This is a genomic window from Pseudomonas sp. Z3-8, from assembly GCF_051131975.1.
Classification (GTDB): Bacteria; Pseudomonadota; Gammaproteobacteria; order Pseudomonadales; family Pseudomonadaceae; genus Aquipseudomonas.
The window spans coordinates 4,208,171-4,217,109 of sequence record NZ_CP071643.1 but is presented as its reverse complement, the minus strand read 5'-3'; the positions used below and the strand labels follow the sequence as shown (position 1 = coordinate 4,217,109).

At 61.0% G+C, this 8,939-nt stretch carries 3 protein-coding genes; 1 reads left to right on the top strand and 2 read right to left on the bottom strand.

Annotated features, from left to right (window positions below):
- Window positions 1–333: 333 nt before the first annotated feature.
- The gene (locus J3P94_RS19245; RefSeq protein WP_434569260.1) at window positions 334–2,802 is read left to right on the top strand and encodes a TonB-dependent siderophore receptor; all 2,469 of its coding nucleotides are present in this window, start codon (window positions 334–336) and stop codon (window positions 2,800–2,802) included.
- 77 nt (window positions 2,803–2,879) lie between these two features.
- Here J3P94_RS19245 and J3P94_RS19240 read toward each other — a convergent pair whose 3' ends face one another.
- Both J3P94_RS19240 and J3P94_RS19235 read right to left on the bottom strand, forming a co-directional pair.
- Complete coding sequence (locus J3P94_RS19240) at window positions 2,880–4,043, bottom strand: hypothetical protein (RefSeq protein WP_434569259.1); 1,164 nt, start codon at window positions 4,041–4,043, stop codon at window positions 2,880–2,882.
- A gap of 748 nt (window positions 4,044–4,791) precedes the next feature.
- Window positions 4,792–8,919 (bottom strand): amino acid adenylation domain-containing protein, encoded by a 4,128-nt coding sequence (locus tag J3P94_RS19235; protein WP_434569258.1) that lies wholly within the window; start codon window positions 8,917–8,919, stop codon window positions 4,792–4,794.
- Between the last annotated feature and the right edge of the window lie 20 nt (window positions 8,920–8,939).

The following is an 8,939-nucleotide window of genomic DNA, read 5'->3' as shown; positions in this document are numbered from 1 at the left end:
AAGGGAGACCGTTCCCACGCTCCGCGTAGGAACGATCGCTTCAATCAACAAGAGGCCGATGCCCGTTCGCATCGGCTTTTTTTTTGAGCTTTTGCGCGAATGATAAATAAACTCATTCCGGTTTTTCCCAGGTGCTGCGTCTTACTAAGGTATGCGGGCAAATCGGCTCGGGCAGGGCTGCCCAGGCGCCGGTTGTGTCCAGGAAAAATTTAGCTGTCGTCCAGTCGGATGACCGTACCCGGGGAGGGGTCGGTCAGCGGTACACCGTGCTGGCGAGCGGCAGGCCCTTCGGCCCCCATGGACTTTTCACTTCTACCAATAATAGAGAGCACGATGTCGGCAATTCATGAGTTGAAACCGCTGTTCAAGGCACTGGTCATGTCCCGCGGCCTGCTTTCGCGCCGGGTGTTGACGGGCCTGGGTCTGGTCTGCGTGTTGCCATTGAGCGCCCAGGTGATGGCTGAAAACGTCAGCATCAACATCCCTGCGCAACCGCTGCCGCAGGCAATAAAAGCGTTCGGCGAGCAGACCAACCAACAAGTGATCTATAACGCCGACGAACTGGCCGGCCTGAAAAGCAATCGCGTCAGCGGCAAGATGAGCCCGCAAGCGGCCATCGCCGAATTGCTCAAGGGCACCGGCGTGCGCCACAGCCTCGAGGGCAATACCCTGATGCTGGTAAAGGGCTCCGGCGCAGGCCTGGAACTGGGCGCGACCACCATCAACGCGCGGCAGCCGGAGGCCACCACCGAAGGCAGCAACTCGTACACCAGTAATGCCGTGACCATCGGCAAGGGCACTCATACCCTGAAGGAGATTCCGCAGTCGATCACGGTGATGACGCGCAAGCAGATGGATGACCAGAACCTGGTCAGCCTCAAGGACGCCGTCAACCAGACCACCGGCGTCGTTGGCCTGCAGGGCGTCGGCCAGGGCATGATCCTCTCGTCGCGCGGTTTTCAGATCGACGACTGGCAGTACGACGGTGTGCCGATCCCGCGTAACACCTACTCGCTGGGCAACTGGGCGACCCAGGACCTGATCTTCTTCGACCGTCTGGAAATTCTCCGTGGCGCCTCCGGCCTGCTGCAAGGCACCGGCAGCCCCGGCGGCGCCGTCAACCTGGTGCGCAAGCGTGGCCAGAGCGCCCCGACCGTGACCCTGACCGGCAAGGCCGGCTCCTGGGACCACTACGGCCTGCAACTGGACGCCGGCGGCCCGCTGAACGAGGCCGGCAACATCCGCGGTCGTATCGTCGCCGACGAAGACCAGAGCAATTCCTTCGTCGATCATGCCTGGAACAAGACCCACTCGCTCTACGGCTCGCTGGACATCGACCTGAGCGAAGACACCACTCTGGGCTTCGCGGCCAGCCAATCCAATGGCGAGTCGCGCGGCAACATTCGCGGCCTGCCACGCTACGCCGATGGCTCGATGCCGGACGTGTCGCGCTCGACCTACACCGGCGCGCGCTGGAACCGTTCCGATATCGACGTCACCACGCTGTACGCCGACCTGGAGCATCGCTTCAACGAGGATTGGGCGTTCAAGGTCGGTGCCGTGCAGATGACCGAAGACAACCAGGCAAAAAACCAGCGCACGCAAAGTCCTGGCGGCCTGCTACCGGATGGCAGCCGTGTGCAATATGCCGACTTCGTGACTGACTTCCAGTCCACCAAGGTGGGTCTGGACATGAACCTGGTCGGCAAGTTCGAAGCCCTGTCGATGGAGCAGGAGGTCATGCTCGGCGGCAACTACTCCCAGCTGGAGACGGACGACAAATACGCCCGGACCTTCAACAGCAGCACCGACAATATCTTCGACCTCGACAACAACCGTCCGGACATCAGCTATGAGGGCCTGATCAACAGCCCGGGTGGCATGGGCACACTGAGCAAGTACGACATCCGCCAGAAAGGCATATACGGTACCTGGCGCGTCAAGCCGGTGGACGACCTGACGCTGATCCTCGGCTCCCGGGTCAGCTGGTATGACTTCAGCTACAAGTCGAAAACGGAACGGGCAACCGGTATTACCCCCAACGCGCCGAGCACTGGAAGTGAGACGGGGGAGGTCACGCCATACGCCGGTATCGTCTACGATTTGAGTCGTGAGTGGGCGGTGTACGCCAGTTACACCGACGTGTTCCAGCCGCAGACCAACGTTGATGCCAACGGTTCCGTGCTCAAGCCCGTCATCGGCACCAACTATGAAGTGGGTCTTAAAGGTGAATTGATGGACGGTCGGGTCAATACTTCCCTGGCTGTCTTCCGCTACGACCATGAAAACCGTGCCGTCAACGACGGCGGTTCGGGGTGTGGTGGCTTCGGTTGCTCGACAGCCTCGGGCAAGGTGCGTAGCCAGGGCATCGAGGCCGAAATCAGCGGTGAAGTGATAGACAACCTGCAGCTGTTCGCGGGCTACACCTACAACACCACCAAGTACCTGGAAGACCCGACCAACGAAGGCAGTGTCTTCAGTACCTGGACGCCGAAACACATGCTCCGGGTGTGGGGCAACTACCAGTTCACCGGTGACTGGAACCGTGTCAATGCCGGCCTGGGCTTCACCACTCAAAGCCATACGCAGGTCTTCGACCTCAACTATGACGTTCCGGGTTACACCGTGTGGAATGCCCGTGTCGGCTATCAGTTGACGCCGGAGATCGGGTTGGCGGTCAATGCCAACAACCTGTTTGACAAGACGTATATCACGCCGGCTTACAACCAGATCAACGGTAACAACAACTTCGGTGATCCGAGGAATCTGATGTTTACCGTGAAGTACACGCCGCAGTTTTGATTTTCGGCGGCAACAAAAAACCGACCCGCCTTTCGCGGGTCGGTTTTTATGGGGTTTTCTTTTCCTCGGGACAACGGCTATTTGCTTGTGGAATTGGAGGCCTGGGCACATTCGCCGTCGATGCAAGATGACCCACCGCCTTCGCGAGCAAGCTCGCTCCCACATTGGATCTCCAGCGAATAAAAAAACCAGCGACACCACAGATCCCATGTGGGAGCGAGCTTGCTCGCGAAGAGGCCGGTCCATTCGACATCTTCCTCGACTGTGCCACCGCCTTCGCGAGCAGGCTCGCTCCCACAGTGGATCTCCAGTGAATATAAAACCCAGCGACACCACATAACCCATGTGGGAGCGAGCTTGCTCGCGAAGAGGCCGGTCCATTCGACATCTTCCTCGACTGTGCCACCGCCTTCGCGAGCAGGCTCGCTCCCACAGTGGATCTCCAGTGAATATAAAACCCAGCGACACCACATAACCCATGTGGGAGCGAGCTTGCTCGCGAAGAGGCCGGTCCATTCGACATCTTCCTCGACTGTGCCACCGCCTTCGCGAGCAGGCTCGCTCCCACAGTGGATCTCCAGCGAATACAAAACCCAGCGACACCACAGATCCCATGTGGGAGCGAGCTTGCTCGCGAAGAGGCCGGTCCATTCGACATCTTCCTCGACTGTGCCAGCGCCTTCGCGAGCAGGCTCGCTCCCACATTGGATCTCCAGCGAATAAAAAAACCAGCGACACCACAGATCCAATGTGGGAGCGAGCTTGCTCGCGAAGAGGCCGGTCCATTCGACATCTTCTTCGACTGTGCCACCGCCTTCGCGAGCAGGCTCGCTCCCACACTGGATCTCCAGCGAATAAAAAACCCAGCGACACCACAGATCCCATGTGGGAGCGAGCTTGCTCGCGAAGAGGCCGGTCCATTCGACATCTTCCTCGACTGTGCCGCCGCCTTCGCGAGCAGGCTCGCTCCCACGGTGGATCTCCAGTGAATATAAAACCCAGCGACACCACAGATCCCATGTGGGAGCGAGCTTGCTCGCGAAGAGGCCGGTCCATCCGACATCTTCTTCGACTGTGCCACCGCCTTCGCGAGCAGGCTCGCTCCCACAGGATCTCCAGTGAATATAAAACCCAGCGACACCACAGATCCCATGTGGGAGCGAGCTTGCTCGCGAAGAGGCCGGTCCATTCGACATCTTCTTCGACTGTGCCACCGCCTTCGCGAGCAGGCTCGCTCCCACACTGGATCTCCAGCGAATACAAAACCCAGCGACACCACAGATCCCATGTGGGAGCGAGCTTGCTCGCGAAGAGGCCGGTCCATTCGACATCTTCCTCGACTGTGCCACCGCCTTCGCGAGCAGGCTCGCTCCCACACTGGATCTCCATGAATATAAAACCCAGCGACACCACAGATCCCATGTGGGAGCGAGCTTGCTCGCGAAGAGGCCGGTCCATTCGACATCTTCTTCGACTGTGCCACCGCCTTCGCGAGCAGGCTCGCTCCCACACTGGATCTCCATGAATATAAAACCCAGCGACACCACAGATCCCATGTGGGAGCGAGCTTGCTCGGGAAGAGGCCGGTCCATTCGACATCTTCCTCGACTGTGCCACCGCCTTCGCGAGCAGGCTCGCTCCCACATTGGATCTCCAGTGAATAAAAAAACCAGCGACACCACAGATCCCATGTGGGAGCGAGCTTGCTCGCGAAGAGGCCGGTCCATTCGACATCTTCTTCGACTGTGCCACCGCCTTCGCGAGCAGGCTCGCTCCCACAGTGGATCTCCATGAATATAAAACCCAGCGACACCACAGATCCCATGTGGGAGCGAGCTTGCTCGCGAAGAGGCCGGTCCATTCGACATCTTCCTCGACTGTGCCACCGCCTTCGCGAGCAGGCTCGCTCCCACAGTGGATCTCCATGAATATAAAACCCAGCGACACCACATAACCCATGTGGGCTGGACACGTCACTTAACTGCCGAGTTATATCCCTTGCGCCACGCTCGTCAGTAACACCTCAACCAACGAATCAAGCAACCCCTCATCAAAGATCATGCCCCGATGGCGCAACGGAGAATGCACCGAGCACTGCAACTCGCCAGTCAAGCTATGTTCCCTGACCAACGCCTCGCAAAACGCCAGCTCTTGCGGTGTTTTCTCCGCCTCGGTCCACCAGCAGCTGGGACGTACCCGTACCGGCTTGAAAGTGAACCCTTCAAAGGCCTCCAGCAACCGGTCATGCACCGAAAACGCCTGGGCATTCATGACCTCTTCCTTGACGCTCTGCACGACCGACAGCAAGTCGCCTCGCTCAGGCTCGATCTGGCCGGCGGCCCACTCGTGGAAGGCCTTGACCGAGCTGTCAGGGTGTTCCCGTCGAAAGGCCGCGGTGCGTTCCGTAAGAGCAGGGAACAGCAGATCGAAGTACTCGATTGCCTCATGCAGATCCTGCGAGGCCGGGTCGGTTTTCTCCTCCGCAAGCAGTTCTCGATGACGCGGCAACGTCGCGGGATACAGGTGCTCGGGAATCGTACTGTCCACCAGCCCCAGGAAACCCACCGTGTGACCCTGGCTTTCCAGGGTTGCCGCGATGTCCAGGGCAATCGCCCCGCCCAGGGACCATCCCATCAGGTAATACGGACCCTCTGGCTGAGCCGAGACGATTTCCTGGCTGTAGTCGGCAATCATCTGGTGCCAGGCCTCGGGACCCGCATGGGGTTCGCTGAAGCCGCGGTGCATGACGCCGAAGGTGCGTGCGCGATTTTGCAGTTTGCGCGCCAGTGGCTGGTAGCAGAAGACGATGCCCCCGCTGGGGTGCAGGCAGAACAGCTGCGGTGCGCTGGCGGGCGCGTTGTTCAGGGCGACGAGGCACTGCGTCTGCTCGCGGTGTTTTTGCGAGATGAACCGGGCCAGTTCGGCGATGCTCGGGTTGGCCAGCAGTTCTTGCAGGCGCACCGTGTGGTTCAGGCGTGCCTTGAGGTTGGCGATGAGCTCGATCGCCAGGATCGAATGCCCACCCAGCTCAAAGAAACTGTCGCTGATACCCACGCGCTCGACCTTCAGCGACTGTTGCCAGAGTTGCACCAGGGCCTGTTCCAACTGTGTGCGGGGCGCCACGTAGGTCGAATGCCGGAGGTCGGCGTCCGGTTCCGGCAAGGCCTTGCGATCGAGCTTGCCGTTGGCATTGAGCGGTAGGTGATCGATGAATAACAGATGGCTGGGCACCATGTAGTCCGGCATCTGCGTTTTCAGCGCAGTCAGCAGGCCTTCGCGCAACTCGGCCGAGGCCGGTTGCGTCGGGATGACGTAGGCGATCAATTGCAGGCCGCCTGGGCCTTCATGGGCCAACACCACGCAATCGCGGACCGCCGAGAGCATTTTCAGGCGGGCCTGGATCTCGCCCAACTCGATGCGGAAGCCGCGGATCTTGACCTGGTGATCGACGCGTCCGACGTATTCGATGCTGCCGTCGCAGAGGTAGCGGGCCAGGTCCCCGGTGCGGTACAGGCGTCCGCCCGGCAGTGGGTCGAACGGGTCTGGAATGAAACGGCTGGCGGTCAGGTCGGCGCGCTGGTGGTAACCGCGGGCCAGGCCCGCGCGACCGACATACAGCTCGCCGATGCAACCCTTGGGCACCGGATTCAGGTGCGCATCGAGCAAATACCAGGACAGATCGACGATGGGCTCGCCGATGGGGCTGGCGGCCTCGCCATGCAAATCCTGCAACGACAGCGGCCGCCAGGTGACATGCACCGTGGTTTCGGTGATGCCGTACATGTTGATCAATTGTGGTGTCTGGTCGCCGAAACGTTCGAACCAGGGGCGCAGGCTCTGCACATCAATCGCTTCACCGCCGAAAATCACTTGTCGCAAGCGGTGGACGAGCGTCTGTTGAGCCTCGCAGGCCACCTGCAGCAATGACTTGAATGCCGATGGGGTCTGGTTGAGCACCGTGACCTTTTCCTGGCAGAGGAGGGCGTAGAAATCCTCGGGCGAACGGCTTACGGCGTGGGGCACGATGACCAGTCGACCGCCATGCAGCAGGGCACCGAAGATCTCCCACACGGAAAAATCGAAGGCGTAGGAGTGAAACAGGCACCACACGTCCTGCTGGTCGAAACCGAACCAATGGTCGGTGGCCTGGAACAATCGGCTGACGTTGTGGTGCGCGAGCAGTGCGCCTTTGGGTTTGCCGGTGGAGCCGGAGGTGTAGATCACGTAGGCCAGGTTGTCCGGATTTATCGGCACGTGCGGATTGTGTTCGGGACAGGTGCTGACGGCATCGACCGAATCCAGTAACAGGCAGTCGACGCCGGCGGGCAGCGCCAGCGAATCAAGCAGGTGGGCCTCGGTCAGGATCTGCCTGACGCCGCTGTCCTCGATCATGTAGGCCAGGCGATCAGCCGGGTAGGTCGGGTCCAGCGGTACGTAGGCGCCGCCGGCCTTGAGAATCGCCAGCAGGCCGATGATCATCCGTGGCGTGCGTTCGACGGCGATGCCGACCAGTACGTCGGGCCCGACGCCTTGTTCGATCAAGCGATGGGCCAATTGGTTGGCGTGTCGATTGAGCTCGGCATAGCTCATGTGCTGCCCTTCGAACGTCAGGGCTATCGCCTCTGCGGTGTTGGCGGCGTGGGTTTCGATCACCTGGTGCAGGCACTCTTCCTGGCGCAACCGGGTCGGCCGGCGGTTCCAGTCGTTCAGGGTCAGCCGCTGTTCATCGGCGCTCAACAATGGAAGCTCGCCGAGGGCGCAGCCGGGCGTTTCGATCAGGCCGCGCAGCAGGTTCTGCCAATGCTCGGCCATGCGCTCGATGGTTTGTGTGCGGTACAGGTCACGGCTGTATTCGAAGGTCGCCACGGTCTGCTGTTGTGAATAGTCGACATCCAGCGACACGTCGAACTTGGCCTGGTTTTCGCCGGTGTCGAGAAACTCCAGCATAAATTGCTCCGGACTTGGCAGCGACGCCGCCTGTGATCCGGTGCGCCAGTTGAACAGGACCTGAAACAGCGGGTTGGCGCCCAATTGATCGAGGATCAATTCCAGCGGGTAATCGGCATGCTCCAGCGCGGCGAGGGACTGCACGCGCAGATCGCGGAGAAAATCCAGCGCGCTGCGGGTCGAGTCGATCCGCGCCCGGTACACCTGGCTACTGACAAAAAAACCTACCAGGTCCTGGCTTTCATGGTTGTTGCGGTTGGCGTTGGGAACGCCGACGGTGAAGTCGTTCTGGCGGCTGTAGCGGGCCAGCAGCAATTGCCAGGCACCCAGCGCTACCACGAACGGCGTCAGCCCCTGGCGTTGGCAGAACGTGTCGAGCGCCTGGACCATCGCCGGGGCCAGCGCCACCTGCACACGGCCGGCCATGTGTGTCTGGCTCGCGGTGCGCGCAAAGTCCTGTGGCAGTTCCAGTGTGGGCAGGTCGTGGCCCAGGTACTCGCTCCAGTATTCGCCGCCGCGCCGGCAGGCCAGGCTCTGCAAGTACTCGCCGCGTTGCCACGTCGCGTAGTCGGCGTATTGCGTGGGCAACGGTGGCAGCGGTGACGGATCGCCCAGCAAGCCCTGGGCATAGGCCTGGGTCATGTCCTGCATGAGGACCGTGTTGGACCAGGCATCGGACACGATGTGATGCATATTCAGCAACAGCACATGTTCCGCAGGGCTCAGCCTGAGCAGTGTGGCCCGCATCAGCGGCGCCTGGGTGAGATCGAACGGTTGCCGGGCGTGTTGCTCGATGCGCTGCGAAAGCGTCGGCTGGTCGAGCCCGGCAAGGTCTTCGCGATGCAGGACCAGGCAGGCGTTGCGCTCAACCACCTGGGTCGCGGCGCCGTCGATTTCGATGAACGCGGTGCGGAGGATATCGTGCCGGTCGATGACCCGATTCAGCGCTTGCTCCAGGGCATCGGCATTCAGCTCGCCCGTCAGGCGCAGGGCACGTGGCAGGTTGTAGGCCGACCGGGTCGGGTCGCGCTGTTGTTCCAGCCACAAGCGTTGCTGGGCGAAAGACAAGGGCGCGCGGTCCAGCCGGCTGCGGTTGGACCGCGCGTGCAGATCGTCGGCGGCGTCATCGAGCAGCAGCGCCAGCAGATCATCATCTAGCAATTCGTTCATGGTGTTCTCGCGGTAGACAG